The 24637-nt window shown below is 69.4% G+C and carries 26 protein-coding genes; 10 read left to right on the top strand and 16 right to left on the bottom strand.

Translation table 11 applies throughout. The features are described 5' to 3' along the window. The 5 genes from ACFY36_RS07030 to ACFY36_RS07050 all read left to right on the top strand — a co-directional run bounded on the left by ACFY36_RS07030 (position 1) and on the right by ACFY36_RS07050 (position 3012). Positions 1–1002: a sugar phosphate isomerase/epimerase family protein gene (locus ACFY36_RS07030; RefSeq protein WP_499744993.1), complete on the top strand. Its 1002-nt coding sequence runs from the start codon at positions 1–3 to the stop codon at positions 1000–1002. Positions 1003–1084: 82 nt separating this feature from the next. Continuing rightward, on the top strand, positions 1085–1594 hold the full coding sequence (locus ACFY36_RS07035) for an NUDIX hydrolase (RefSeq protein WP_499744994.1): 510 nt from the start codon (positions 1085–1087) through the stop codon (positions 1592–1594). A 39-nt stretch (positions 1595–1633) separates the two neighbouring features. After that, on the top strand, positions 1634–1963 hold the full coding sequence (locus ACFY36_RS07040; protein WP_499744995.1) for an ArsR/SmtB family transcription factor: 330 nt from the start codon (positions 1634–1636) through the stop codon (positions 1961–1963). Beyond that, on the top strand, positions 1960–2433 hold the full coding sequence (locus ACFY36_RS07045) for an SRPBCC family protein (RefSeq protein WP_499744996.1): 474 nt from the start codon (positions 1960–1962) through the stop codon (positions 2431–2433). The genes ACFY36_RS07040 and ACFY36_RS07045 overlap by 4 nt, the downstream gene beginning before the upstream one ends. Before the next feature lie 9 nt (positions 2434–2442). Continuing rightward, a complete protein-coding gene (locus ACFY36_RS07050; RefSeq protein WP_499744997.1) occupies positions 2443–3012 on the top strand; it encodes an AAA family ATPase in 570 nt (189 codons plus the stop codon). On the opposite strand, the gene ACFY36_RS07055 is transcribed toward ACFY36_RS07050, so the two are convergent. The 11 genes from ACFY36_RS07055 to iolC form a co-directional block, all read right to left on the bottom strand. Further along, a complete protein-coding gene (locus ACFY36_RS07055; RefSeq protein WP_499744998.1) occupies positions 2987–3850 on the bottom strand; it encodes a sugar phosphate isomerase/epimerase family protein in 864 nt (287 codons plus the stop codon). The two genes, ACFY36_RS07050 and ACFY36_RS07055, sit on opposite strands and share 26 nt — an antisense overlap. Beyond that, positions 3847–4863, bottom strand: coding sequence for a Gfo/Idh/MocA family oxidoreductase (locus ACFY36_RS07060; protein WP_499744999.1), 1017 nt, complete (start codon positions 4861–4863; stop codon positions 3847–3849). The genes ACFY36_RS07055 and ACFY36_RS07060 overlap by 4 nt, the downstream gene beginning before the upstream one ends. A 10-nt stretch (positions 4864–4873) precedes the next feature. Continuing rightward, on the bottom strand, positions 4874–5689 hold the full coding sequence (locus ACFY36_RS07065) for an ATP-binding cassette domain-containing protein (RefSeq protein WP_499745000.1): 816 nt from the start codon (positions 5687–5689) through the stop codon (positions 4874–4876). A gap of 3 nt (positions 5690–5692) precedes the next feature. After that, entirely contained in the window at positions 5693–6748 is a 1056-nt protein-coding gene (locus ACFY36_RS07070; RefSeq protein WP_499745001.1) for an ABC transporter permease, read from the bottom strand. Positions 6749–6760: 12 nt separating this feature from the next. Further along, positions 6761–7753: a sugar ABC transporter substrate-binding protein gene (locus ACFY36_RS07075; RefSeq protein ID WP_499745002.1), complete on the bottom strand. Its 993-nt coding sequence runs from the start codon at positions 7751–7753 to the stop codon at positions 6761–6763. Beyond that, positions 7750–8571, bottom strand: a complete 822-nt coding sequence (locus ACFY36_RS07080) for a TIM barrel protein (RefSeq protein ID WP_499745003.1) — start codon at positions 8569–8571, stop codon at positions 7750–7752. Before ACFY36_RS07080 ends, ACFY36_RS07075 begins: the two co-directional genes overlap by 4 nt. A gap of 109 nt (positions 8572–8680) precedes the next feature. Then, the gene (locus ACFY36_RS07085) at positions 8681–10177 is read right to left on the bottom strand and encodes a CoA-acylating methylmalonate-semialdehyde dehydrogenase (RefSeq protein WP_499745004.1); all 1497 of its coding nucleotides are present in this window, start codon (positions 10175–10177) and stop codon (positions 8681–8683) included. 11 nt (positions 10178–10188) lie between these two features. Beyond that, positions 10189–12042: a 3D-(3,5/4)-trihydroxycyclohexane-1,2-dione acylhydrolase (decyclizing) gene (gene iolD, locus ACFY36_RS07090; RefSeq protein ID WP_499745005.1), complete on the bottom strand. Its 1854-nt coding sequence runs from the start codon at positions 12040–12042 to the stop codon at positions 10189–10191. Further along, positions 12039–12926, bottom strand: coding sequence for a 5-deoxy-glucuronate isomerase (gene iolB, locus ACFY36_RS07095; RefSeq protein ID WP_499745006.1), 888 nt, complete (start codon positions 12924–12926; stop codon positions 12039–12041). Before iolB ends, iolD begins: the two co-directional genes overlap by 4 nt. Next, positions 12926–13783 carry a Cgl0159 family (beta/alpha)8-fold protein gene (locus ACFY36_RS07100; RefSeq protein ID WP_499745007.1) on the bottom strand — a complete coding sequence of 286 codons (858 nt, stop codon included), beginning with the start codon at positions 13781–13783 and terminating at the stop codon, positions 12926–12928. Before ACFY36_RS07100 ends, iolB begins: the two co-directional genes overlap by 1 nt. After that, complete coding sequence (iolC, locus tag ACFY36_RS07105) at positions 13776–14726, bottom strand: 5-dehydro-2-deoxygluconokinase (protein WP_499745008.1); 951 nt, start codon at positions 14724–14726, stop codon at positions 13776–13778. Before iolC ends, ACFY36_RS07100 begins: the two co-directional genes overlap by 8 nt. Positions 14727–14937: 211 nt before the next feature. Here iolC and ACFY36_RS07110 point away from each other — a divergent pair, with 211 nt between their 5' ends. Together ACFY36_RS07110 and ACFY36_RS07115 are read left to right on the top strand one after the other, a co-directional pair. Beyond that, complete coding sequence (locus tag ACFY36_RS07110) at positions 14938–15693, top strand: GntR family transcriptional regulator (RefSeq protein ID WP_499745009.1); 756 nt, start codon at positions 14938–14940, stop codon at positions 15691–15693. 100 nt (positions 15694–15793) lie between these two features. Then, the gene (locus tag ACFY36_RS07115; RefSeq protein WP_499745010.1) at positions 15794–16864 is read left to right on the top strand and encodes a hypothetical protein; all 1071 of its coding nucleotides are present in this window, start codon (positions 15794–15796) and stop codon (positions 16862–16864) included. Here ACFY36_RS07115 and ACFY36_RS07120 read toward each other — a convergent pair. Further along, entirely contained in the window at positions 16854–17141 is a 288-nt protein-coding gene (locus tag ACFY36_RS07120) for a pyrophosphohydrolase domain-containing protein (RefSeq protein WP_499745835.1), read from the bottom strand. The genes ACFY36_RS07115 and ACFY36_RS07120 overlap by 11 nt on opposite strands. Positions 17142–17397: 256 nt before the next feature. On the opposite strand from ACFY36_RS07120, the gene ACFY36_RS07125 reads away from it, so the two are divergent. Beyond that, positions 17398–19194 (top strand): serine/threonine-protein kinase, encoded by a 1797-nt coding sequence (locus ACFY36_RS07125; RefSeq protein WP_499745011.1) that lies wholly within the window; start codon positions 17398–17400, stop codon positions 19192–19194. Positions 19195–19218: 24 nt separating this feature from the next. Here ACFY36_RS07125 and ACFY36_RS07130 read toward each other — a convergent pair whose 3' ends face one another. The 3 genes from ACFY36_RS07130 to ACFY36_RS07140 are packed head-to-tail and all read right to left on the bottom strand — an operon-like array spanning position 19219 to position 22029. Next, positions 19219–19812 carry a GNAT family N-acetyltransferase gene (locus ACFY36_RS07130; protein ID WP_499745012.1) on the bottom strand — a complete coding sequence of 198 codons (594 nt, stop codon included), beginning with the start codon at positions 19810–19812 and terminating at the stop codon, positions 19219–19221. Then, the gene (locus tag ACFY36_RS07135; protein ID WP_499745013.1) at positions 19809–21326 is read right to left on the bottom strand and encodes an APC family permease; all 1518 of its coding nucleotides are present in this window, start codon (positions 21324–21326) and stop codon (positions 19809–19811) included. The genes ACFY36_RS07130 and ACFY36_RS07135 overlap by 4 nt, the downstream gene beginning before the upstream one ends. A 52-nt stretch (positions 21327–21378) precedes the next feature. Next, positions 21379–22029, bottom strand: a complete 651-nt coding sequence (locus tag ACFY36_RS07140) for a GOLPH3/VPS74 family protein (RefSeq protein WP_499745014.1) — start codon at positions 22027–22029, stop codon at positions 21379–21381. 462 nt (positions 22030–22491) lie between these two features. Here ACFY36_RS07140 and ACFY36_RS07145 point away from each other — a divergent pair, with 462 nt between their 5' ends. Both ACFY36_RS07145 and ACFY36_RS07150 read left to right on the top strand, forming a co-directional pair. Further along, on the top strand, positions 22492–23262 hold the full coding sequence (locus tag ACFY36_RS07145) for a dioxygenase family protein (protein WP_499745015.1): 771 nt from the start codon (positions 22492–22494) through the stop codon (positions 23260–23262). Between the two features lie 97 nt (positions 23263–23359). Beyond that, positions 23360–24370, top strand: a complete 1011-nt coding sequence (locus ACFY36_RS07150) for a TerC/Alx family metal homeostasis membrane protein (RefSeq protein WP_499745016.1) — start codon at positions 23360–23362, stop codon at positions 24368–24370. Here ACFY36_RS07150 and ACFY36_RS07155 read toward each other — a convergent pair whose 3' ends face one another. Next, positions 24371–24628, bottom strand: coding sequence for a hypothetical protein (locus ACFY36_RS07155; RefSeq protein ID WP_499745017.1), 258 nt, complete (start codon positions 24626–24628; stop codon positions 24371–24373). It lies immediately after the preceding gene. Positions 24629–24637: the final 9 nt, after the last annotated feature.

Below are 24637 nucleotides of genomic sequence, written 5' to 3' on the forward strand. Positions count from 1 at the left end.
ATGCGACTCGGCGCCTACACCGCCTGCCTGCACGACCGCTCCCTCGACGAGACCCTGAAGATCCTCGGCGAGCTGGGCCTGACCAGCGCCGAGATCAACACCGGCGGCTTCATCGGCGCGCCGCACATCCCGATCGGCGACCTGCTGGGCAGCGCCGGCGCCCGCGAGGACTACCTGGGCCGCTACCAGCAGGCGGGCATCACGCTGACCGGCCTGAACGTCAACGGCAACCCGCTCAACCCCGACCCGAGGGTCGGCCCGCAACACGCGGCCGACCTGCGCCGCACGATCGACCTGGCCGCCAAGCTGGGCGTGAAACGGGTGGTCACCATGTCCGGCCTGCCCGGCGGCGAGCCCGGTGCCACGGTGGCCAACTGGGTGGTCAACCCGTGGGACAGCCAATATCTCGACGTCATCGACTACCAGTGGCGCGAGGTGGCGATCCCGTTCTGGCGCGACATCCAGGCCCGAGCGGCCGACGCCGACGTCAAGGTGTGCATCGAGATGCACCCGCACAACCTGGTCTTCAACCCGCCCACGCTGGTCCGCCTGGTCGAGCAGACCAACGCCACCCACGTCGGCGCCGAGATGGACCCGAGCCACCTGTTCTGGCAGGGCATAGACCCGGTGGCCGCCGTACGCCACCTGGGTGACCTGGTCTTCCACGCCGCCGCCAAGGACACCCGCGTCAACGGCGACAACGTCAAGCTCTGGGGCGTCCTCGACGACCGTTTCACCCGCACCCCCGCCGACCAGAACCCCCTGAACCTGGGCGGCGCCAACACTTTGAACCAGTGGCCCGAAAGCCCTTCCTGGCAGTTCGTGGCCGTGGGCCGCGGCCACGGCGACGACTTCTGGGTGCCGTTCCTGCAGGCCCTGCACGCCGTAGACCCCGACATGGCCGTCAACATCGAACACGAGGACACCGAACTGGACCAGATAGAGGGCCTACGCCAGGCCGCCGAAAACCTCTTGTCGGCCGCCCAGAAGGCCGGAGTCTGACCCTCCCAAGCAACCAGCCCCGCCCACCACCCTTCGCTCCTCAGTACAGCCTGGGCTGGATCTTGGGCAGTAGGGTGGGTTCGTGCCTGTTCCTCCCTACGTTGTGCGTATGCGGGCTCATGTTGGTCATGAGCTGTTGTTTCTGCCCAGTGCCAGCGGTGTTGTCGTTGATGACGACGGGCGTGTTCTGTTGGCTCGGCGGGCTGACAACGGGCGGTGGTCGGTGCCGGCCGGGACCATTGATCCGGGTGAGCAGCCGGCTGAGGCGGCGCTTCGGGAGGTGTTCGAGGAGACCGGGGTTCGGGCGGAGATCGTCCGGGTTGCGGGGGTGGCCACCCATCCTGTGGTCTATCCGAACGGTGACCAGTGCGAGTTTCTGAACGTCTGGTTTCTGTGCCGGGCGCTGTCCACCGCGGCCAAGGTCGCGGATGACGAGTCGCTTGAGGTGGGGTGGTTCGCGCCGGAGGCGCTGCCCCGGATCGACGACTGGTCGAAGCTGCGCATCGAAGCCGCCCTCTCCGGTGACGCCGCGGCCTGGCATGCGGGGCCGGGGGAGAAACATCCGGCGCTCAACCAGCCGGACGCGCTCTGACTGTTGACTCCGGTATCGGTAAGTCGTAGCTTACGGTTCGTGGCGACTTACCGAGAGGCGGACGGGTGGGAGATCCTCGGCGATCCGACCCGGCGCGCCATTGTCGCCTCTCTGGCGGAGCGGCCCCGGGCCGTGGGAGAGCTGGCCGGTGAATTGCCGATCAGCCGGCCCGCCGTGTCCCAGCATCTGCGAGTGCTCAAGGACGCCGGTCTCGTCGATGACGAGGCCGAGGGCACGCGGCGGGTCTACCGCCTCAATCCCGCGGGGGTCGCGGCGCTGCGTGATCAGCTGGACGCCTTCTGGCGCCGGGCGCTCGAAGGCTTTCAAGAGACCGTCGAGCAGGCGGCCGACGAGGAAGGACAACCATGACGGAGACCTCTGCGCCCACGGTTCAGCGGCAGATCGTCGTCAAAGCGCCCGTCGAACGGGCCTTCGAGGTGTTCACGAAGCGATTCGGCGACGTCAAGCCCCGTGAGCACAACCTCCTGAGCTCGCCCCTGGTCGAGACCGTGTTCGAGGCGCGGGTGGGCGGCAACATCTACGACCGCGCCGAGGACGGCACCGAGTGCCGGTGGGCGCGGGTGCTGGTCTTCGAGCCGCCGACCCGGATCGTGTTCAGCTGGGACATCGGGCCGCAGTGGACGATCGAGTCCGACCTGGCAAACGCCAGCGAGGTCGAGGTCCGCTTCATCGCCGAAGGGCCCGGCCAGACCCGCGTCGAGCTGGAACACCGCCACATCGACCGGCACGGGCCCGGCTGGCAGTCCCTGCGCGACGGCGTCAACCACGACGAGGGCTGGCCGCTGTACCTGAAGCGCTACGCCGCCCTCTTCGCGTAGCGGTCGCTCATGGCGAGGCGGGTCGTTCTCGTCAACGGGCTGCCGGGGTCGGGGAAGACGACACTGGCGACCGCGCTGGCGCGGGCGGCCTCGCTTCCCCTGATCTCCAAGGACGCGATCAAGGATGAGCTGGCCGCGGGCAGCGCCGGCCACGCGGGGTCGGTCGCGGGTGGCGCCGCGCACGCGGGGCTGGGCGCGAGTGGCGCCGCGCACGCGGGGCTGGGCGCCGCCGCCTCGGAGCTGGTGTGGACTCGGGCGGCGGAGCACGACGGGGACGTGATCCTGGAGTCCTGGTGGTTTCGGCCGCGGGATCTGGCGTACGCGCAAGCTGGTTTGAAGCGCAGCCTGGCGATCAGCGTGACCGAGATCTGGTGTGAGGTGCCGGCCGAGGTGGCTCGGAAGCGCTTCGTGGCACGGCGACGGCCTGACTATTACCGCGACGCGCAGAGCCTGGCCGGCAACTGGGCGATCTGGAGCGCCGGCGCGGAGCCGCTGGGACTGGGTGTTGTCCTGCGGGTTCGCACCGACGCTCCGGTCGATGTCGCGGCGCTCGTCAAGCGGGTCCGTGCTTCTGGGTGAACTGGGTGATCTGGCTCAGGTTGTAGCGGGCGCTGTCCTCCGCCCTCTCCTCCCAGGCGAAGACGCACACCGTCGCTATGCCGTCGAAGTCGACCGAGTTCAGGGTCCGGAAGAAGACGTCCCAGTCCACCTCGCCCTGGCCGATGTCCAGGTGCTGGTGGACGCGGGCCGTCGAGCCGGGCGGGTTGACGATGTACCGCAGGCCGGACGAACCGCGGAAGTCGAACGAGTCGGCTATGTGGACCTGCGTGAGCAGCGGACCGGCGTACCTCATGATCGCCTCCAGGTCTCCGCCCTGATGGAACGTGTGCGGGGCGCAGTAGAGGAACGACACCAGGTCCGAGTCGATGCCGTGGATCATGTTCACCGCGGCCAGGCCGTCCTCGATGAAGTCGTCCGGGTGAGGTTCCAGCACCAGCCGGACGCCCTCCCGTTCGAAGATCGGCAGCAGTTCCTCCATCGAGCGCCAGAACAGGGCCTCCGACTCGCCCGGCTGGTCCGGACGGCCGTTGAACTCGGAGTTCATGACGTTCACCCCGAGGTCCACCGTGATCTCGATGGCCCTCTTCCAGTAGCGCACCGCCGCCTGGCGGGCCTCCTCGGAAGGGCCCGACCAGCGGTAGAGCGGCAGGACCGACGCCACCTCGACCGACGCCGCGGCCAGGGCCCGCCGGAACGCCGCCACCCCGGCCTTGTCCACCCGGGGGTGGACGAAGAACGGCAGGAAGTCGTCGCGCGGGGACATCTCGATGTAGTGATAGCCGAGGTCGGCCACCACCCGGGGAAGGTCGAGCAGGGGGACCTTCCGCAACATGTACGGGTCGAGGGCGATCTTCACGCGGCCACCTCCGCCCCGTACAGCTTCGGGCGTTCCACCAGGGCCACCGGCACCCGGTCGCCGGTCCGCAGGGCCGCCACGCCCGCGTCCGACACCACCGCCGCCGCGTAGCCGTCCCAGGCGCTCGGCCCGACCGGGCGGCCGCCGGCCGTCAGGGAGTCGATCCATTCCTGGAACTCCACGTCGTACGCGCGAAGGAAGCGCTCCCGCCAGTCGGCCGGCACCGGGCCGGCCGCGACACCGCCGTGGCGGATCGCCACCAGTGGGGCGTTGCCCAGCGCGGCCGTGCCGTTCTCGCCGACCACCTCGCCGCGGATGTCGTAGCCGTAGCGGATGTTCACCGAGATCTCCACGTCGACCAGCACCCCGCCGGCCATCTCCATGACCACGAACAGCGGGTCCTGCAACTCGCCGCCGTTGCGGCTGCGGCGAGGAACCAGGACGCGGACGGCCACCACCTCGTCGTCGAACATCCAGCGCACCATGTCGATCTCGTGCACGGCCGTGTCGGTGATCGCCATCTCCTTCTCGTAGAAGGCCGGCACGCTGGCGTTGCGGTGAGCGCAGTGCATCATCAGCGGATCACCGACGACCCCGGAGACGACCGCCGCCTTCAACGCGCGATACTCGGCGTCATATCGACGCATGTATCCGACCTGCACCAAGCGGCGGCCGAAAGCGACCTCCGCCTCGAGGATGCGCAGACAGGCTTCCTGGCTGGTGGCCAGCGGCTTCTCGCAGAAGACCGGCTTACCCGCGGCGATCGCGGCCAGCACGTATTCCTCATGCGTCGGCCCCCATGAGCACACCACGACCGCGTCCACGGAAGGATCGGCGATCACCCCGGCGCCGGTGGCATGGACCTGGGCGCCGATCCGTGCGCCGACGGACGCGGCCACCACGGAATCGACATCCGACACGGCGGTCACCTGGACGCCGGCCAGCACCGTGGTCATCCGGCGGATGTGGTCCTGGCCGATCATTCCGGTGCCGATGACTCCGACCTTCAGCATGGGCACCCCTTCAGCGCTTCAGCTCGTGCGACAGCTCGGCCAGCTCGTCGCCGCCGGCCATCTGCTGGGTCAGCTCGTCGAGGCCGACCTCCTTGCGGGTCTTGTCCAGCGTGGTCGCCCCCAGCTTGAGGATCACGAAGTGGTCGCCGACCATGTACGCGTGGTGCGGGTTGTGGGTGATGAACACAACCCCCAGCCCGGCGTCGCGGGCCGCCGCCACGTACTTGAGAACCACCCCGGACTGCTTGACACCGAGGGCCGCCGTCGGCTCGTCGAGGATCAGCACCCGCGCGCCGAAGTAGACGGCCCGGGCGATCGCCACGCACTGGCGCTGGCCGCCGGAGAGCGTCCCGATCGGCTGGTTGATGTCCTTGACGACGATGCCCATCTTGCGCAGCTCGACGTCGGCGATCTCCCGCATCTGCTTGACCTTGAGCCCCGCGAGGGGATAGCGGCCGGCGGTCAGCTCGGAGCCGAGGAAGAAGTTGCGCCACACCTCCATCAGCCCGACCACGGCCAGGTCCTGATAGACCGTGGCGATGCCGTGCGACAGGGCCTCCCGCGGCGAGCCGAAGTTGACCTCCTTGCCGTCGACGCGCAGGCTGCCCTCGTTGTGCGGGTGCAGGCCCGAGATGATTTTGATCAGGGTGGACTTGCCGGCGCCGTTGTCGCCGAGCACGCAGGTGACCTCGCCCGCGTTGACCCGCAGGCTGATGCCGCGCAGGGCCCGGATGGCGCCGTACGACTTGCCGACGCCCTCCATCTCGACGAGCGGCTCCCCGCGGTGCAGACCTTTGTCGGCGTGGTCGGCCAGGGTGTCGGTCATGACTCAACCCACCTTCCTTCTGGTGGACATCCGTTTCACGTAGAGGTTCACCAGCACGGCCAGCAGCAGCATCACGCCGAGGAACGCCTTGAACCAGTTCGGGTCCCAGCCCGCGTAGATGATGCCGAGGCTGGTCATGCCGAAGATGAACGCGCCGATGGCGACGCCGATCGCGTTGCCGAAACCGCCGGTCAGCAGCGTGCCGCCCACGACGGCGGCGATGATGTAGAGGAACTCGTTGCCGACGCCGCCGCCGGCCTGGAGCGTGTTGAACCGGAACAGCTGGTGCATCCCGACGAACCAGCCCAGGAACGACACGACCATGAAAAGACCGATTTTCGTACGGACCACCGGCACGCCGACCGCACGGGCGCTGTCCGGGTTACCGCCGACCGCGAAGATCCAGTTTCCGACGCGGGTGCGCTGCAGCGTCCACGCGGCGAGAGCCACGAAGAAGAACCACCACAGCACGGACGTCCAGATCGTCACCGACCCGATCTTGAAGCTGGACGCGAAGATCGTGCCGAGCGAGTCGAAGCCGTCGATGTTGCTGATGTCCGGGGTGGAGACGGTCTCGGTGACCAGCTTGGTCACGCCGAGGTTGGCCCCCTGGAGCACGAAGAACGTGCCCAGCGTGATGAGGAAGCTCGGAATCCCGGTCTTCATCACCAGATATCCGTTGACGAAGCCGATCAGCAGGCAGAACACCAGCGACAGGGCCGCGCCGAGCCACAGGTTGACCCCGTAGTACCAGCAGAACATCGAGCTGAACAGGCCGGCCGTGTAGACGATGACGCCGGAGGAGAGGTCGAACTCCCCGCCGATCATCAGCAGGCCGACGCCGACGGCCACGATGCCGATCACCGAGGACTGGTAGAGAACGGTGAAGAACGACTCGGCCGACCGGAACGACGGGGCCAGGATCAGGAAGAAGATGAAGATTATGACCGCGGCGACCAGGGCGCCGATCTCGGGCCGGGCCATGAGCCGGCTGGCCAGGGCGGGCCGGACCCGGTCGGCCGATTGAGAGGAAGGCGCCGGAGCGACTGTCTGTGTCATGACGGCACCTCCTTACCGGGTGTTGTTCTTGGTGAACGGCAGGATCTTGTCGATGTTCGTCGAGTCCACGAAGGACGGGCCGGTCAGCACCGCCTTGCCACCGCCGATGTCGTTGCCGTTCTTGAGGTTCAGGTAGAGCGAGGTGACGGCCATGTAGCCCTGCACGTACGGCTGCTGGTCGATCGAGAAGAGGATGTTGCCGCTCTTGATCTCGGTGGCGGCCTGCTCGTTGAGGTCGAAGGTGACCAGCTTGGCCTGGCTGCCGGACTGCTGCCGGGCCTTGATGGCGTCGAGCGCCTGCGGGGCGCCGAGGGTCACGATCGAGTCGATCGACTTGTCCTGGGCCAGCTTCGCCTGAAGGGTCGAGGTCACGGCCGCGTCGTCGGCCCCGTTGACCTGGATGTTCTCGGTGCCGGGGACGGAGCTCTTCACGCCCGCGCAGCGCGCCTCGAGGGCGACCGAGCCGGTCTGCTGGATGACGCAGAGCGGGTGCTTGGAGCCCTGCTCGGCCAGCCTCTTGCCGGCCTCGGTGCCGGCCAGGGTCTCGTCCGAGCCGAAGTACATCAGCGCGCCGAGCCGCTGGTAGTCGTTGATGCCGGAGTTGAAGCCGACCACCGGGATCTTGGCGTCGGTCGCCGCCTTGACCGCGCCGGCCAGGGCGTCCGGCGTGACCAGGGTGGTGGCGATGCCGTTGACCTTCGAGTCGACCGCGTTCTGGATCAGCACGGCCTGCTTGGGCGCCTCGGGGTCGTTGGAGTATTTCAGCGTGACCCCGGTGTCCTTGGCGGCCTGGTTGGCGCCGTTCTTCACCTTGTCCCAGAACGTGTCACCCGGCGTCTCGTGCGTGATGAAGGCGATCGTGTAGCCGGAGCTTCCGGCCGCGTTGCCGCCGCCGGTATCGCTCTCGTCGGTCTTCTCGCGTCCGCCGCCGCTGCACGCGGTGGCGGCGAGGACCACGGCCGCGCCGAGGGCGGCGATCCGGAAGGTACGGGTCCGAGCGGTCATATCTTCTCTCCTGAGGGACGGGACGTGAGTCCACGGGAATTGAGATACGCGCGCGTCCGCTGCGCGATCGGGAGCGGGACGTCGAAGTCGACCGGGTACATGTCCTGCTCGACGACGACGAAGATCTCGGCGTCGAGCTCGCTGAGCGCGTCGAGCACGGAGGGGACGTCCGGCTCACCGGCCGGCGGCTCGACGCTGGCGCCCATGGCGACCGCCTGGCCGAAGGCGAGGTCCTCGGCCACGGCCCGCCGGGCGATGGCCGGATCCATCTGCTTGATATGGACATAGCCCACACGTTCGGGATATTTCCGAATGATGCCCGGAACGTCAGCCCGGCGGTAGGCGAGGTGTCCGGTGTCGAGGCAGAGCGAGACGAAACGCGGATCGGTCTCGTCGAGGAAGCGCTCGGTCTGCTGCTGCGTCTCCACCTGATAGTCCGCATGCGGGTGGAAGCGCATGTGAACCCCGTACTCCTCGAGGAGCACCCGCCCGAGGGTGTTGGTGTTCCTGATCAGGGCGCTCCAGGCGTCCTCCCCGAGGGTGGCCGGCTCGAGATAGGCGCCCGTTTTGTCGTCGCGATAGCCAGGTACCGGGACAAAAACGACATTGGATGCGCCGACGGCGGCGGTCAGCGCGGCGACCTTCCGGGTTTCCGCAAGAACGGCGTCGAAGTCCTTGTGAGGCCCGCCAGCGCCGGCCACGGTGCCACCGGCGACCGAGAGTCCTCGCGACTCGACTTCATCGCGCAATTGCGAGGGATCGGTGGGCAGGTAGCCGTACGGCCCGAGCTCCAGCCAGTGATAACCCGCCGCGACCATCTCGTCGAGAAAGCGGTTCCACGGCGTCTGCTGAGGATCGTCGGCGAACCAGACACCCCACGAGTCCGGGCAGCTGCCTAGTTGAAGGTGGCGGATTTCCATAAGAACCTCAGCTCGCCGTAGGGAAGTGCAAAGAGGCGTCGGATGCGGTGGAGACGTGAGGCCATCGGGAAGTGACGACCTTGCCGCGCGTGTAGAACGAGACGCCCTCGGGACCGTGGATGTGCTTGTCGCCGAACAGGGACGCCTTCCACCCGCCGAAGGAGTAGTAGGCCATCGGCACCGGGATGGGCACGTTGATGCCGATCATTCCGACCCGCACCCCGCGCTGGAACCGGCGCGCCGCCTCGCCGCTGTTGGTGAAGATCGCGGTGCCGTTGCCGTACGGATTGCTGTTGATCAGGTCGATCGCCGCGTCCACGGTGTCCGTGCGGACCACCGACAGCACCGGCCCGAAGATCTCCTCGGTGTAGACGTCCATCGACGGCGCCACCTGGTCGAGGACCGTCGGCCCGACGAAGAACCCGTCCTCGTAACCCGGCACCCGCAGCCCGCGCCCGTCCACCGTGACCTTGGCGCCCTGGCGTTCGCCGCTGTCGATCAGCCCTTCGATCCGCTGCTTGGCCGCGGCCGTCACCACCGGCCCCATCTCCGATTTGGGGTCGCGCCCCGAGCCGACCACCACGTCGCCCGCCTTACGCGACACCAGGTCGACCAGCGCGTCGCCGGCCGCCCCCACCGCCACCGCGGCCGAGATCGCCATGCACCGCTCCCCCGCCGACCCGAACGCCGCCGCCGTCAGGTGACCGGCCGCGAAGTCGAGGTCGGCGTCGGGCAGGATGATCGCGTGGTTCTTGGCCCCGCCGAGCGCCTGCACCCGCTTGCCGTGCGAGTTGGCCTGCTCGTGGATGTAGCGGGCGATCGGCGTCGACCCGACGAACGACACCGCCGCCACGTCGCCGTGGTGCAGCAGCGCGTCGACCGCCACCTTGTCGCCGTGCACGACGTTGAAGACGCCGTCCGGCAGCCCGGCCTGCTTGAGCAGCCCCGCGATGTAGTTCGAGGCCGACGGGTCGCGCTCGCTCGGCTTGAGCACGAACGTGTTGCCGCAGGCGATCGCCACCGGGTACATCCACATCGGCACCATGGCCGGGAAGTTGAACGGCGTGATCCCGGCGCAGACGCCGAGCGGCTCGCGGAAGCTGAACACGTCCACGTCGGTCGAGGCCTGGTCGGAGTACGAGCCCTTGAGCAGCTCGGGGATGCCGCAGGCGAACTCGATCACCTCGAGCCCGCGCTGGACCTCGCCGGCCGCGTCGGACAGCACCTTGCCGTGCTCGTCCGAGATGATCTCGGCGATCTGCTTGACGTTCGCGTTCACCAGCTCGCGGAAGTTGAACATGATCTTCGTGCGCTTGCTGAGCGACGCCTGGCTCCAGGTCTGGAACGCGATGCGGGCGGCCGTGACCGCGGCGTCCACGTCGGCCTCGGAGGCCAGCGCCACCTCGTGCTGCTGCTGCCCGGTGGCCGGGTTGTAGACGCGGCCGCGCCGGTCGCCGGACCCGGCGGTGAGCTCGCCGTCGATCCAGTGCTCGATGGTTGCCATGGCTCTCTCTCCTAGAGGTATTGCCGCTGGTCACGTTTCGCGGCGTCGTAGCCGGCGCGGGCCGACCGGGTGCTCGCGAGGGAGGAGACCTCCGGCACGGGCACGTCCCACCACGACTCGGAGGACGGCACCGGTGACAGCGGGTCGGTCTCGATGTGCACGACGGTCAGCCGGTCGGACTCCCGCGCCCGTTTCAGGCCGTCGCGCAGGTCGGCGATGGTGCGGCAGCGGATCACGACGGCGCCGAGGCTCTCGGCGTTCAGCGCCAGGTCGATCGGCAGACGGCCGCCGTCGTAGTCCTGGTTCGCGCCGCGGAACTGGTAGCTCGTCCCGAACCGCTGGGAGCCGAGCGACTCCGAGAGCGCGCCGATCGAGGCGAACCCGTGGTTCTGCACCAGGACCAGGATCAGCTTGACGCCCTCGGCGACGGCGGTGACGATCTCCTGCGCCATCATCAGGTACGACCCGTCGCCGACCAGGGCGTAGACCTCGCGGGACGGGTCGGCCATCTTGATGCCGAGCGCCCCGGCGATCTCGAAGCCCATGCACGAGTAGCCGTACTCGACGTGATATTGCTTCGGGTCCCGGGCCCGCCACAGCAGTTGCAGGTCACCGGGCATGCTTCCGGCCGCCTGCACCACGACGTCGCGTGCTCCGCACGCTTCGTTCACGACCCCGATGACCTCGCTCTGGGCGGGCAGAGGTCCATGTCCGAGGTGGTACGCCTTGTCGACCGTCTCCTGCCACCGGGCCACATCGCCCTGATAGCCGGCCGGGAACCGCCGGCCGTCCAGCGCCGCGAGCAGCTCCGGCAGCCCGCACCGGGCGTCGGCCAGGATCGGGTGGGCCGACTCCTTGTGCGCGTCGAACGAGGCCACGTTGATGTTCACGAACTGCACGCCGGGGTGCTGAAAGGCCGTACGGGAAGCGGTCGTGAAGTCGCTGTATCGCGTGCCGACACCGATGATCACGTCGGCCTCGCGGGCCAGCCGGTTCGCGATCGGCGTGCCGGTCGAGCCGACCCCGCCCACCGAGTTCGGATGGTCCCAGCTCAGGGCGCCCTTGCCGGCCTGGGTGTCGGCCACCGGGATGCCGGTCTCGCGGGCGAACCGGTCGAGCTCGGCCGACGCCTCGGCGTAGATGACGCCACCGCCCGCGATGATCAGCGGGCGTTCGGCCTCCCGGATCACCTCGGCCGCCCGCTCGACGAAGGCGGGCTCGGCCAGCGGGCGGGGCACGTGCCAGACCCGCTTGGCGAACAGCGCGTCGGGGAAGTCGTACGCCTCGGCCTGGACGTCCTGCGGAAGGCAGAGGGTGACCGCGCCGGTCTCCACCGGGTCGGTCAGGACCCGCATCGCGGCCAGCAGCGCGGACGGCAGCTGCTCGGGCCGCCAGATCCGGTCGAAGAAGCGGGACAGCGGCCGGAAGGCGTCGTTCACCGACACGTCGTAGCCGCGCGGGTCCTCCAGCTCCTGGAGCACCGGTGACGCGGCCCGGGTCGCGAAGACGTCGGAGGGCAGCAGCAGGACCGGCAGCCGGTTGACCGTGGCCAGCGCGGCGCCGGTGAGCATGTTGGTCGAGCCGGGGCCGATGGACGCCGTACAGGCCAAGGTGGACAGCCGGTTTTTCATCCGCGCGTAGCCGGCGGCCGTGTGCACCATCGCCTGCTCGTTGCGGGCGAGCCGATACGGGAGGTCGGCCTCACGGGTGCGCTGCGCCTGAAGGAGGGCCTGGCCGATCCCGGCGACGTTGCCGTGCCCGAAGATGCCCAGACATCCGGCGACCGTGCGCTGCTCGGCGCCGTCGCGCTCGGTCCACTGGCTGGCCAGGAACCGCACCACGGCCTGCCCCACAGTGAGTCTCACAGACGGGTCCTTTCGGTGTGTGTGGTCATCGGCAGTCGCGGGTCGACCGGGACACCGGTCCACGACGCGCGCACCCAGCCGTGCGCCGGGTCGTCGCGCACGAGCCACTCGCGCCGGCCGGGACCGGCCATCACGTTGAGGTAGTAGAGGTCGTAGCCGGGCGCGGCCATCGACGGCCCGTGCCATCCGTACGGGATGAGCACGACGTCGCCCGAGTGCACCTCGGCGCAGACGTCGATCGGGCGGTCCGGGTGTCCGTACACCCGCTGGAAGCCGCACCCCGACGTGCCCGCCGGCGACGTCGCGACCTCGAAGTAGTAGATCTCCTCGAGGCTGGACTCCCCCTCGCCGATCTCGTCGTGCTTGTGCGGCGGATACGACGACCAGTTGCCGCCGGGGGTGAGCACCTCGCAGGCGATCAGCCGGTCGGCCTCGAAGTTCTCCGGCGTGCAGAAGTTGTTGACCTGCCGGCTGGCCTGCCCGGCCCCGCGCATCTCGACCTTCACGTCCTGCGCCGCCCCGTAGCGGAACGGCAGCCGCTTGCTGGCCCGGGCCGCCGGCAGCGCGAACCGCCCGCCGTTGGGCGCGCGCACGGTCACCGTCGAGTCGCGCGGCACGTAGGCGAAGTCGGTCACCCGGGAGAAGACCGAACGCCGGCCGGTCAAGGTCATTCGCTCGTCGTCGCAGGTCACGTCGCAGCCGCCGGACAGCGGCAGCACCAGCATCTCGTCCGGCCCGGTGACGAACTTCGCCCGTGAGCCCACCGGCAGGTCGAGCACCCGCAGCCCGCTGTACCGCCAGCCCGCGTTCTCCGGCGTCACGACCAGGTCGAACGGCTTGTCGGCCGTGCTGCCCCGCCGCATGAGCGGGTTCACCCGGGCCATCACAGCAGTCCGACCGCTCGATCGACCGCGTCGGCCACGCTGCCGCCGGCCGGGTAGAGCAGCGACCGCCCGATCACCAGCCCCTGCACGGTCGGCAGATCAAGAGCTTTCCGCCAGGCCGTGTACGCCGCCTCGCCCTCACCGCCGAGGATGAGCGCCGGCAGCGTGGTCGCGGCCATCACCCGCTCCATGTCCTCGACGACCGGCACCTTGAGCCACGTGTAGGCCGAGGTCGTGCCGAGCCCGGCCGCCACCGTGACCGCCCGGATCATGGCGTCGGCGGTGAGCTCGTTGCGCACCCGCCCGTCGACGCGGTGCGAGATGAACGGCTCGACCATGGCCATCTTGCGCCGGGCGGCGAGGGCGCCGACCGCGTTCCCGCAGGCTTCGAGGGTGGCCACGGTGCCCGGGTCGGTGGGGTCGATGCGCAGCAGCATCTTGCCGCCCTCGTATCCGGCGGCGGCGATGCTGCCGGCGTCGTACGCGGTGAACCGGTCGTCGATCTCGAAGCTGGTGCCGGCCAGGCCGCCCCGGTTCATCGAGCCGATCACGACCTTGTCGTCGAGCGCGCCCAGCAGCAGCAGGTCCTCGAGGATGTCGGGGGTGCCGAGCACACCGTTGACGCCGGGCCGGGCCAGCGCGGTGCGCAGCCGGTCGAGCAGGTCGACCCGGTTGGCCATGGCGAGCGGGTCGTCACCGGCCCGCAGGGCGCCACGGGCCGGATGATCGGCCGCGATGATCATCATCTTGCCGTGCGGGCCGAACAGCGACGACGGGCGCCGCCGCGAGGAGGCCGCGGCGGCGATGGCGGCCGGCCGCCGGGTCCGGATGTCGAGGAGGCCGTCCAGGTCAGGCATGCCGTGCTCCTTCGATCAGGGCCCGCACCTCGTGCTCGGTGGGCATGGCGTCGGCGCAGGACAGTCGCGAGGCGACGATGGCTCCGGCGGCGTTGGCGAAGCGCATCGTCGCCTCGAGCTCCCATCCGGCGAGCAGGCCGTGACAGAGCGCCCCGCCGAAGGCGTCGCCGGCCCCGAGGCCGTTGACCACCTCGACCGGCACCGGCGGCACCTCTGTTTTCCGGCCTTCCGCGGATGCCAGGACACCGGCCGGCCCCTGTTTGATCACGGCCAGCTCGATGCCCGCGTCGTGCAGAGCGGCCGCGGCTTCCTCCGGTTTCCGTACGCCGACCGCGGTCTCCGCCTCGTCGAGGTTGCCCACGGCGACGGTCGCGTAGGGCAGCGCCTCCGCATACCACCGGCGGGCCTCGGCGCGGGACGACCAGAACATCGGGCGGTAGTCGAGATCGAACACCGTGATGCCCGATTTCCCGCGATATTTGAGGGCGGTCAGCGTGGCGGTGCGGCTGGGTTCCTGCGAAAGGCCGGTCCCGGTGACCCAGAAGATCTCGGCGTTCCTGATCGCCTCGAGATCCAGTTCGGACGGATGGATCTCGAGGTCGGGCGCCTTGGGGAACCGGTAGAAGTAGAGCGGGAAGTCGTCGGGCGGGAAGATCTCGCAGAACGTCACCGGCGTCGGCAGCGACGCGACCGGCGTGACGAACCGGTCGTCCACCCCGAACCCGCGCAGCGCGTCGTGCAGGAACTCACCGAACGGGTCGTCGCCGGTGCGGGTGATGACCGCGGCGCGCCGGCCGTAGCGGGCGGCGGCGACGGCCACATTGGTCGCGCTGCCGCCGAGGAACTTGGCGAAGGTGCGCACTTCGCGCAACGAGACACCGGCCTGTTCGGGATAAAGGTCGACGCCGATACGTCCCATCGTCAGTACCTCGTCCGCGGGCATGCGCGATCCTCCGGTTGCGATCTCCGGCGAATGATCAGATTTCGGGCACGGTGAAGCGTGCCGTGTGCCGTGCTCGTATCCGGCGCGTTGAGCGAGATGATCGCCGTTCGTAACCAGTCGGCGACGCTATGTTTGCTGCCTTCGATGTAATAACTTGGAGCGGTCTACGTCAATACTTTGTCATGACAAACCGATGATCCGAGGGGGAGCAGTGACATCGGACCTGTCGCCGCCGTTTCGACCGGTCGAGGTGGACCGCACCAGCCCCGTGCCCCTGTATTTCCAGGTGGCGAGCCGTTTGCAGGAGCTGATCGAGAAGGGCGAGATCGGCGTCGGCGCCCGCATCGAGAATGAGGTCGACCTGGCCGAGCGCCTCGGCGTCTCGCGCCCGACGACGCGGCGGGCGATCCAATATCTGGTCGAGCGCGGCATGCTGGTGCGCAAGCGCGGCGTCGGCACCCAGGTGGTGCACCCCAAGGTCCGCCGTCCGGTCGAGCTCTCCAGCCTGTACGACGACCTGGTGGCCGGCGACCGCTCCCCCCGCACCGAGGTGCTCGAGCTGCGCACGATGCCGGCCCCCGACCCGATCGCCGCCGCCCTGGAGGTGGCGCCGGGCACCGAGGTCACCTGGATCGAACGACTGCGCTACGCCGGCGGCGAGCCCCTGGCCCTGATGCACAACGCCATCCCGGTCGACGTGCTCCCTTTGACCCGCGACGACCTGGCCGCACACGGCCTCTACGAGCTCCTGCGCCGGGCCGGCCTGACCCCGCGCATCGCCACCCAGGTGATCGGCGCCCGCTCGGCCACCGCCGCCGAGGCCCGCACCCTGCACGAGAAACGCGGCGCCTCCCTGCTGACCATGACGCGCACGGCCTGGGACGCGGGCGGCCGCGCCCTCGAATACGGCAGCCACGTCTACCGGGCCAGCCGCTACAGCTTCGAACTCAACCTCAGCGCCGGCTGACCCTAACCGGCAGAACGGCCCCACCCACGGCTTGTGCTCGCCGGGGTCGCCCTGACACCATCGCCACCATGATCGAAAGAATCGAGCCCTTCACCCGCCGGTGACCGCGGCCACGCTCTTCGGGCATGCGATGCGTCTTCACCGCCTGCACCCGGACGAGCCCCTCCCCCGCGACGGCTATCCATTTCCCGACGACGATCTCCACTCGGGCCGCCGTCTCCCGGCAAGCGACGATCACCGCCGGGCGGGCGCTGCCGTCGCCGTCATTCTCGACGCCCATTTCGCGCGGCCGCACGCACCGCCGAGTGCTCTCAACGGCGCGTTCCACGACGTCTACGTCCCGATTCACCGCAACGAGCACATCGTGGCGGCGGCCTTACGGGCCGACGCCGACCGGGTGCGCCAGGCGGGCCGCTGGCTCGTCCGGCACGGCACGGATCGCTGCTCGGCCACGGTCGGCCTGGCCCTGCTCGCCACGGGGTGGGACGCCGAGGACATTCCGCTGATCCAGACGATCGGGCTGTTGTCGAACCACTTCGGCCCGCTCGCCGTGGACGCCTTGGCCCGCCGTCCCCGAAACGGCAGCCAGACGCTGCTCTGGCTGGCGCAGCGGGTGGCCGGCTGGGGACGCGTGTACGTGGTCGAGGCACTATGCCGTTACGGCGTCGACGACGATCAGCGACATTGGTTGCTTCGCCACGCCTGCGACGGCGATTACCTCAATAGTTATTTTGCCGAGCGGCTCGCCACCGTCGGGCACCTGTACGAGGCGATCACCTCCGCGGCCGTGGATGACGAGCTGATCGCGCATACCGGCCGGCTTCTGCTGGCCATGGCCGACGCGGGCGGCATGGGAGCAACACTGGAGAGCTACCCGCCGGCCGCGGCCGTGCTCGCGAGGCACGCGGAACTGTTCGGCGGGCTCGCGCCCACGGCGCAGCGGTATCTCACCGTCGCTCTGCTCGCCGATCGCCTCGAACGGAGGCCACCGGAGAAGTCCGGCTGCGACGACGAGGGGCGAGATCGCCTCGTGCTGGAGTATCTGGCCGTCCTGAATCGGCCGGAGTGGTGTGCGGTGATCCACGACGATCGCGAGACGCACCCGGAGTTCCTCGAGTGGTTCGTCCCCGAGGTCGCGATGCGGCTCGGGCTGCGAGCATTCAGCCGGTGATCGGCGGCCGTGGGGGCCACGACAGAGGATCGGGCGGAGCCAGGCGGGCGCGGAGCTTCTCAGTGCAGGCGGTCAGGGCCTGGTGGGGATCCACGTCCAGGCTGGCGATGGCGACCAGGGCGGTGAAGGCCACGTCGGCCAGTTCGGCCGCCACGTCGTCGCGGGTGTGGGTGACGCCCTTGCGCGGGTTCTGGCCCAGCAGGCCGATCCAGGCCGCCGCGGCCTCGCCCGCCTCCTCAGTGACCTTGAGGATGCGGCAGGTCATCTCCAGCGGCATCGTGCCGTTGTTCAGGTCCAGCCAGCGGCGGGCCTCGTCCACCGCCGGCCAGATCGGATCGGTGTCGCCCACATCGCCTCCACCGGCGGTCAAGTAAAGGAGAAACGAACCTTACGGGATGGGGTGACGGGCGAGCGGCGCGACTGACCGTGAGTGAGAGTTCGGGCGCCGGACGGTTGCCCGTACCGCCATCGATCAGGACGATCGGCGCGGTTCGGCTACGTTGGACGCGCTCGATGGAAGGACCCGACCACAGGTGCAGTCATCCCCCTCCGTAACCGGTGGCATCATCCCCGGCGAAGCCGCCACCGCCGATCTCAGCGGCCGCTGCGTAGGCAACTCGTACGTCCTGGTCTGCCCGGTCGGGCACGGTGCGACCGGCACCGTGTGGCGCGGCATCGACCGGGCGACCGGGGCCGACGTCGCGGTCAAGCTGCTGCACGAAGGGCTGTTACGGCAGCCCAAGCTGGTCATCCGCTTCGTGCAGGAGCGCACCATCCTGATGATGATGCGGCACGAGAACATCGTCGGCGTCCGCGACCTGTTCAGCGTGGGCGGCTCGCTCGCGCTGGTCATGGACTACGTCTCGGGCGGGAGCCTGCGGCAGTACGTCCGGGCCATGGGCACCCTGCCGCCGGCCGACGCCGCCGAGCTGCTCGCGCAGGTCGCGGCCGCCCTGACCCAGGCGCACGAGCTGGGCGTCGTGCATCGTGACGTCAAGCCGGACAACATCCTGTTGCAGGAGAACGCCGGCCGTTTCGAGGTGCGCCTGACCGACTTCGGCATCGCCCGGGTGCTCGACACGGCCGGGCTCACCACCCCGCAGGCCATCGTCGGCACCCCGCACTACATGGCGCCCGAGGCGATCCAGGGCGAGGCCTCCCCCGCGTCCGATGTGTACGCCGTCGGCGTCGTTCTCTACGAACTGATAACCGGTTCCACGCCGTACGCCGGTGAGCCGCTGGCCGTTCTCCGCGGGCACCTGGACGAGAAACCGGTGTGCCCGCCGGGCGTCGCGCCCGCGGCCTGGGAGCTGATCGCGTGGTGCCTGGCCAAGGATCCGGCCCGCCGCCCGGCCGCCGCCGAGCTGGGCGCCGCCCTGCGCGAGCTGGCCCGGGAGATGGCCGGGGTTCCCGCCCTGGCCGGGCAGACCCAGGAGTACGCCGACACGGCCACCCCGGATCTGGGGCTGCGGGCCGTCTCGCACCCGTCGTCGCGGCCGGTTCCGAACGCCCGCAAGCGCCCGCGCAACGGCCCCCGCACCTGGAAGTGGCGCCGGCCGGGGATGATGGTCGCGCTGATCGGGCTGGCCGTGGCCGTGTCGGGTGTGGGCGGCTTCAACGCGTGGCAGCTGCTCGACTCCCCCGGCTCCGGTGCGGCGGCCGCCCCGCCGGTCACGTCCGTGGCGCCCGGTGCGGCCACCGCGGTCCCGGCCGGCCAGGGCAAGGCGCCGCGGCCGACGGCCGGTCCCCCGCAGATCTCCGGCAGTCTCGCCGAGAGCGGCGCGCAGATGGGCGGCGGCGGGCTGACCGGTGGAGGACTTCCTGGCGGCGGGCCCAGCGGCGGCACGGTGGCGGGCGGCGGCGCCGCGGGCGCGGACGGTCCGGCGAAGGCCCGGCCGCCGGGCGCGCACGTCTCGGTGGGCCCGACCGGCGTCGGCGTGTCCGCCGGGCCCGGACGGGCCGAGGCGCAGTTCGGGCCGTGGCGCTGCGGCGACGAGTACAGCTGGGATCTGGGCCATCCGGTGCTGGCCAAGCCGTGTCACGCCCTGGGCGGCTCGGTGCGGGTGGCCGGTCAGATGGAGGCGATGCCGGGGATCCAGGCCGACATCGAGCTGACCGTACGGGACGCGGACACCGATGACGTGGTCGCCGGCCCGTACCTCTGCAAGGGACTGATGTTCACCGACTTCGCCCTGCGGCACACCTGCGGGCCGGGCGACCTGCGACCGGAGCACGGCGACCGCAAGGTCGTGGTCGCCATGTCCTGGCGCTACACCCAGCGGCCGCTGCTGCCGGGCGGCGTCACCCGCGGGCCGGCCTTCCGCTGGTGAGACAGCGGAAGGCCGGCGACGCGATCAGGCCGCGTGCCACATCCGGTAGAACGCCGTGCCGTCGGGCAGCAGCATCTCGAACGGATCCATGTCGGCGTAGCCGGTCCGGCGGTAGAGCCGTACGTTGTTCTGGTTCGTCGCCTCGAGGTAGACCGGCACGCCGGTCTCCTTGAGCTCGTCGTGCGTGTGCTTCATGAGCTCGCTGCCCAGACCGTGGTGCTGGTGGTCGGGGTGGACCGCGAGGAACGCCAGGTGCCAGTGCGGGTCGTGCGGGTGGTGCTTCTCGAAGAGTTCGTCCAGGGCGACGAACCGGTCGTGGTAGACACCGGCCAGCGCCTTGAGGCGCTCCTCGTAGTTCTCCGGTCCGGCCGACTCCTTGGTGTAGTCGAACCACACCGCGGTCGCCGCCAGGCCGTCGCCGTCCGGGTTGTCGATCACGTCGACCCGGGCCGCGGACTCGGTCAGCAGCGTGAAGAAGTCGGCCATCACCCGCAGCCGGTCGTCCAGCGACGGCACCAGGTACCGGTTGGCGTCCAGCTCGAAGAACGAGTGGCTGATCAGCAGACCGACGTCGGCGATCTCGTTCTCGCGGGCGGGACGGATGGTGCCGTGACTCACTTGTTCTCCTCGGTGCTGGCGAGGGCCGCGGAGAATCCGCCGCCCCCCGTTGCGGTGGCGCTGCGGGCTCCGAGCCCGATGCCGGCGTAGATCTGGGGACGGGTCGAGCGCAGGATCAGCGCCCAGATCAGACCGGCGACGAACAGAACGGCGAACGACAGGGGTACGACCACCGCGGGCGTGCTGCCGGGCTCCACGCCGAGCAGCGTCGCGATGTTGTCGATGGCCAGGTAGGTCATGATGATCAGCAGGATGGTGCCGATGACCGGGGCGCCGATGCGGTGCCAGAAGTCCTCGCCCTCGGGGTGCTTGAGGAAGTAGCCGATGACGGCGACCGAGGTGATGGTGACCAGGATCAGCACGCCGAGACCGCCGGCGGTGCCACCCCAGAAGAACATGTTGACCAGCGGGTCCCAGCCGTTCACGGCGTAGACCACGATGACGACCAGGGCCAGCGCGGACTGGGCCAGCGAGCCGTTCTTGGGCGCGCCGGTGCCGGGCACGGTCTTGCCGAACGCGCGGGGCAGCACGCCCTCACGGCCGAGCGAGAAGGTGTACCGCGAGATGATGTTGTGGAACGAGATCATCGCGGCGATCAGCGAGGTCAGGAACAGCGCGTGCCCGATGTGCAGGGCGGAGCTGCCGAGCTGGTCGGAGGCGACGTTGAAGAACAGGTCGGGGCCCTCGTTGGCGGCGCGGCCGACGACGTCGTCACCGGCGGCCGAGATCATGGCCCAGGCGGCGAAGCCGTAGAGCACGGCGATGATGGCGACCGAGAGATAGGTGGCGCGCGAGACCGTACGGCGCGGGTCGCGCGACTCCTCCGAGAACACGACCGACTGCTCGAAGCCGACGAAGCCGGTGACGGCCATGACCAGCAGGGCGCCCGAGCCGGCGCCGACCAGTGTGCCGGGGTCGAGCGGGGCCGAGGAGGCCGAGAAGTTCGGCGAGAAGATGTCGGCGAAGCTGAACGCGATCACGACGACGATCTCGGCGACCAGCAGCGTCGCGAGGACCTTGCCGTTGACGGCCACGTCGAGCACGCCGAGGACGGCGGTCAGCGCCCAGCAGGCCAGCGCGAGCACCCACCACTTGATGTCGACGCCGAACCAGTCGGAGAACAGCGGGGCCGCGATGGCGCCGAAGCCGCCGTACGAGGCGATCTGGAACATGTTGTACGCCAGCAGGGCCACCCAGGAGGCGCCGACGCCGAGCGGCCGGCCCAGACCCTGGGAGATGTAGGCGTAGAACGCGCCGGCGTTGGCGATGTGGCGGGCCATGGCGACGTAGCCGACGGCGAAGATCGCCAGTACGACGGCGACCGCCACGAAGGCGATGGAGATGCCGGTCAGGCCGGTGACGGCGAGACCGGTCGGCACCACGCCGGCGACGACGGTGAGCGGCGCGGCCGCGGACATCACGAAGAAGACGACCGCGGCGACGCCGAGCCGGTCGCGGGCCAGTGCGTTCGACAGCTGGCTCTGTTCAGGGGGTTGTGTAGACGTGGTGGACACGCGGATCTCCATTGAGGGGGTTGTGGGAAGGGGGTGGGTGGTCCGGTGTTCGTCAGGCGCGGCGGGCCATGACGGCGTCGCCGACAGCGGCCTCGGTCTGGCTCACCAGCTCGTGCAGCATGGCGGGGAGACGGCGCTTGAGCTGGTCGAACAGCTGGGTGCGGCCGCGGGCGTCGAGGGTGACGAAGACGTGCTGGTCGAGCCCGGTGGCCAGGATGAGCCCGGCCAGCACCAGGTCGGGGACGTCGAGCATCTCGCCGCGGCCGATGAACGTGCGGATGCGGGTGGCGGGCCAGCCGGCGATCATGGAGTCGCTCGGCACGAACGACACCTTGCTGCCGAACAGGCCGCGCTTCTCCTGGCGCTGCACCAGGCCCGCGCGCGACAACCGGCGCTCGACCAGGTCGACGGCGATGCCGGTGGCCAGGAACGAGATCCAGTCGCGGATGGCCCGGTGGTGGCCCTCGCGCAGCAGTTGGTCGAGGACGGCGGTGGCCGCCGGGTCCCCGGTGGGGCGGTCGTCGATGATCTGGATCTTGCCGTCGACCAGATCGAGCCGGCGCCAGAGCACCAGCTCACCGATCAGGGCGGCGGCCATGCCGAGGCCGAGGGTGGCCGGGGAGAGCAGGCACTTGCCCTTGACCGAGTCGTGGGCGGTGAGAAACAGATCATCGGCGAGGGGTAGCTGCGGCGATGTCGCCACTGCCGGGCCTCCTCTCCACGCGCGCGCCTAGTCGCGCCGTGACTTGCGGTGAACTTCGCGCGGTGACTACCGAGAGTAGTTTCGGTGGCTCGACGCGAACGTTACGGTGAGCGCCCCCCAGCACGACATCGGGTAGCATGCCAGCGCGCCAATCCCGGCGCAATGTCCTCATGAGACTAATTTTCAGTCCGATGTGCATTCATCGAGGATGCATGATGCAAGGCGGCATCTACCAGGCATTCCACATCCGGGGGACGACACCCGTAAAGGGAATTTAACGAACACCGAAGTGGACTGAACGCAAGATCAACTCCCCGGTTATTTTCTGCACCTGCTCAATAACGGACCGTGGCCCCTACGGCGCGTGAACACTGAGGGTAATGTCGTTCGTTTTAGTTGACGCTACAAGTAAATGGGCGTACGGTTGGTGTCAGAAAGTTGAACCTTCAACCGGAGGCACCCATGGCCCGCATGCCCGCCCTCTTCCTCAGCCACGGCGCCCCGCCGCTGGTCGACGACGCGCGCTGGGTGAGTCAGCTCGAGGAGCTGACCGCCGGCCTGCCCCGGCCCAAGGCGATCCTGATGGCCTCGGCCCACTGGGAGTCGGCGCCGCTCATGCTCGGCGCGACCGAGCCGGTGCCGCTGGTCTACGACTTCGGCGGTTTCGAGCGCAAGTACTACGAGGTCACGTACGCCGCGCCGGGCGCGCCGGAGCTGGCCACGCGCATCGAGAAGCTCATGCCCGACAACGAGCGGGTGGCCCGCACCGGCCGGGGTCTCGATCACGGTGCGTACGTGCCGCTGACCGTCATGTACCCCGACGCCGACATCCCCGTGCTCCAGATGTCCCTGCCGACCCTCGAACCCGGCCGGTTGCTCGAGATCGGCCGGCGGCTCGCTCCGCTGCGTGACGAGGGCGTGCTGATCGTCGGCTCCGGCTTCACCACGCACGGCCTGCCGTTCCTGCGGGACTGGCGGCCGGACGCGGCCGCGCCGGGCTGGTCGCGCGAGTTCGACGCCTGGGCCGCCGAGACGCTGGCCCGCGGCGCCGTCGACGAGCTGGCCGACTTCCAGAACAGGGCGCCCGGCATGCCCTGGGCCCACCCGACCATCGAGCACTTCGCGCCGATGTTCCTGACGCTCGGCGCGGCCGACGATCCGGAGCGCGCGCCCGAGCAGCCGATCGACGGATTCTGGATGGGCCTGGCCAAACGATCTTTCCAGGTGGCATAACTCCCTGGTCAATCCGGCGTTATTCAGGAATCTCCCAGGGTAAGCGGGGACGATTGATCGGCAACCGCCCCGCTTATCGCCCGGAGGTTCCCCACTCATGCCACTTGAGGTCACCGCGCTCGGCTGGACGTTGACGATCGGCGTCATCGTCGCCCTGCTCGCCCTCGACCTGACGTTGGGCGTCCTTCGCCCCCACGCCGTCGGCTTCCGCGAAGCCGCCGCGTGGTCGATCTTCTACATCACCGTGGCCGTCGCCTTCGGTGTGGTTTTCGGCATGATCGCCGGCTGGGACTTCGGCGCTCAGTACTTCGCGGGTTACATCGTCGAGAAGAGCCTGTCGGTCGACAACCTCTTCGTCTTCGTGATCATCATGAGCACCTTCGCGGTGCCCGAGAAATATCAGCAGGAGGTCCTGACCTTCGGCATCATCATCGCGCTGGTGCTGCGGGTCATCTTCATCGCGCTCGGCGCGACGCTGCTGTCGCTCTTCTCGTTCATGTTCCTGATCTTCGGTCTCATCCTGATCTTCACGGCGGTGCAGCTGTTCCGGCACCGCGACGAGGATCCCGACGTCGAGGACAACGCGCTCGTCAAGGCCAGCAAGCGCTTCCTGCCGGTCACCGACGACTACATCGGCGGCAAGATGATCACCAAGGTCGACGGCCAGCGCGTCGTCACCCCGATGTTCATCGTGCTGATCGCGATCGGCAGCTCCGACCTGCTGTTCGCCCTCGACTCGATCCCGGCCGTGTTCGGCGTGACCGACGAGGCGTTCATCGTCTTCGTGGCCAACGCGTTCGCCCTGCTCGGCCTGCGCGCGCTCTTCTTCCTGGTGAAGGGCCTGCTCGACCGGCTGGTCTACCTCTCCACCGGACTGTCGCTCATCCTGGCCTTCATCGGCGCCAAGCTGGTGCTGCACTGGCTGCACGAGGACGTCACCCACTCGGCGCCGGAGATCTCGACGTCGCTGTCCCTGGTCGTCATCCTGGTCATCCTGGTCGTCACGACGGTGGCCAGCCTGATGAAGACACGAAAAGACCCGGATGCCAAAGCCCACGCGGGCAGCATCCGGGCCAAATCAGCGGTCCCCGAGGACCGCAAGCACTAGTCAGCCGAGGTAACCGCCAAGGCCGGCGGTCTGACGGTCGCCGGCCTGCTGGCGGTGCAGGTCCTGGCGGTAGAGGATCGCGCGGATCTCTTCGGTCTCCGCGGCCGTGTGGCGGCTGATGAGCTCGTCGAGCTCCGCGCGCTCGGCGGTCGAACGGAAGGACGCGAGCTCGTCGGTGAGCTTGCGGTGGGCGACCCGCATCGTCCGGCGGTTCGCCAGAACGGTGCGAACGTCGCGAAGCTTGGTCGTGAACGGCATGGCCGACTC

It is taken from the genome of Actinoplanes sp. NPDC000266 (assembly GCF_042899005.1).
In the GTDB taxonomy this organism is placed as follows: domain Bacteria; phylum Actinomycetota; class Actinomycetes; order Mycobacteriales; family Micromonosporaceae; genus Actinoplanes.

Coding starts and splice junctions, on each gene's coding strand:
- ACFY36_RS07045 (WP_499744996.1), top strand. CDS start 1,960: ATGACGGAGACCTCTGCGCCCACGGTTCAGCGGCAGATCGTCGTCAAA.
- ACFY36_RS07145 (WP_499745015.1), top strand. CDS start 22,492: ATGGCCCGCATGCCCGCCCTCTTCCTCAGCCACGGCGCCCCGCCGCTG.
- ACFY36_RS07120 (WP_499745835.1), bottom strand. CDS start 17,141: ATGCCGCTGGAGATGACCTGCCGCATCCTCAAGGTCACTGAGGAGGCG.
- ACFY36_RS07060 (WP_499744999.1), bottom strand. CDS start 4,863: ATGCTGAAGGTCGGAGTCATCGGCACCGGAATGATCGGCCAGGACCAC.
- ACFY36_RS07155 (WP_499745017.1), bottom strand. CDS start 24,628: ATGCCGTTCACGACCAAGCTTCGCGACGTTCGCACCGTTCTGGCGAAC.
- ACFY36_RS07080 (WP_499745003.1), bottom strand. CDS start 8,571: ATGGTCGCGGCGGGTTATCACTGGCTGGAGCTCGGGCCGTACGGCTAC.
- ACFY36_RS07085 (WP_499745004.1), bottom strand. CDS start 10,177: ATGGCAACCATCGAGCACTGGATCGACGGCGAGCTCACCGCCGGGTCC.
- ACFY36_RS07100 (WP_499745007.1), bottom strand. CDS start 13,783: ATGCCTGACCTGGACGGCCTCCTCGACATCCGGACCCGGCGGCCGGCC.
- ACFY36_RS07065 (WP_499745000.1), bottom strand. CDS start 5,689: ATGACCGACACCCTGGCCGACCACGCCGACAAAGGTCTGCACCGCGGG.
- iolC (WP_499745008.1), bottom strand. CDS start 14,726: ATGCCCGCGGACGAGGTACTGACGATGGGACGTATCGGCGTCGACCTT.
- ACFY36_RS07075 (WP_499745002.1), bottom strand. CDS start 7,753: ATGACCGCTCGGACCCGTACCTTCCGGATCGCCGCCCTCGGCGCGGCC.
- ACFY36_RS07070 (WP_499745001.1), bottom strand. CDS start 6,748: ATGACACAGACAGTCGCTCCGGCGCCTTCCTCTCAATCGGCCGACCGG.
- iolB (WP_499745006.1), bottom strand. CDS start 12,926: ATGGCCCGGGTGAACCCGCTCATGCGGCGGGGCAGCACGGCCGACAAG.
- ACFY36_RS07150 (WP_499745016.1), top strand. CDS start 23,360: ATGCCACTTGAGGTCACCGCGCTCGGCTGGACGTTGACGATCGGCGTC.
- ACFY36_RS07050 (WP_499744997.1), top strand. CDS start 2,443: ATGGCGAGGCGGGTCGTTCTCGTCAACGGGCTGCCGGGGTCGGGGAAG.
- ACFY36_RS07030 (WP_499744993.1), top strand. CDS start 1: ATGCGACTCGGCGCCTACACCGCCTGCCTGCACGACCGCTCCCTCGAC.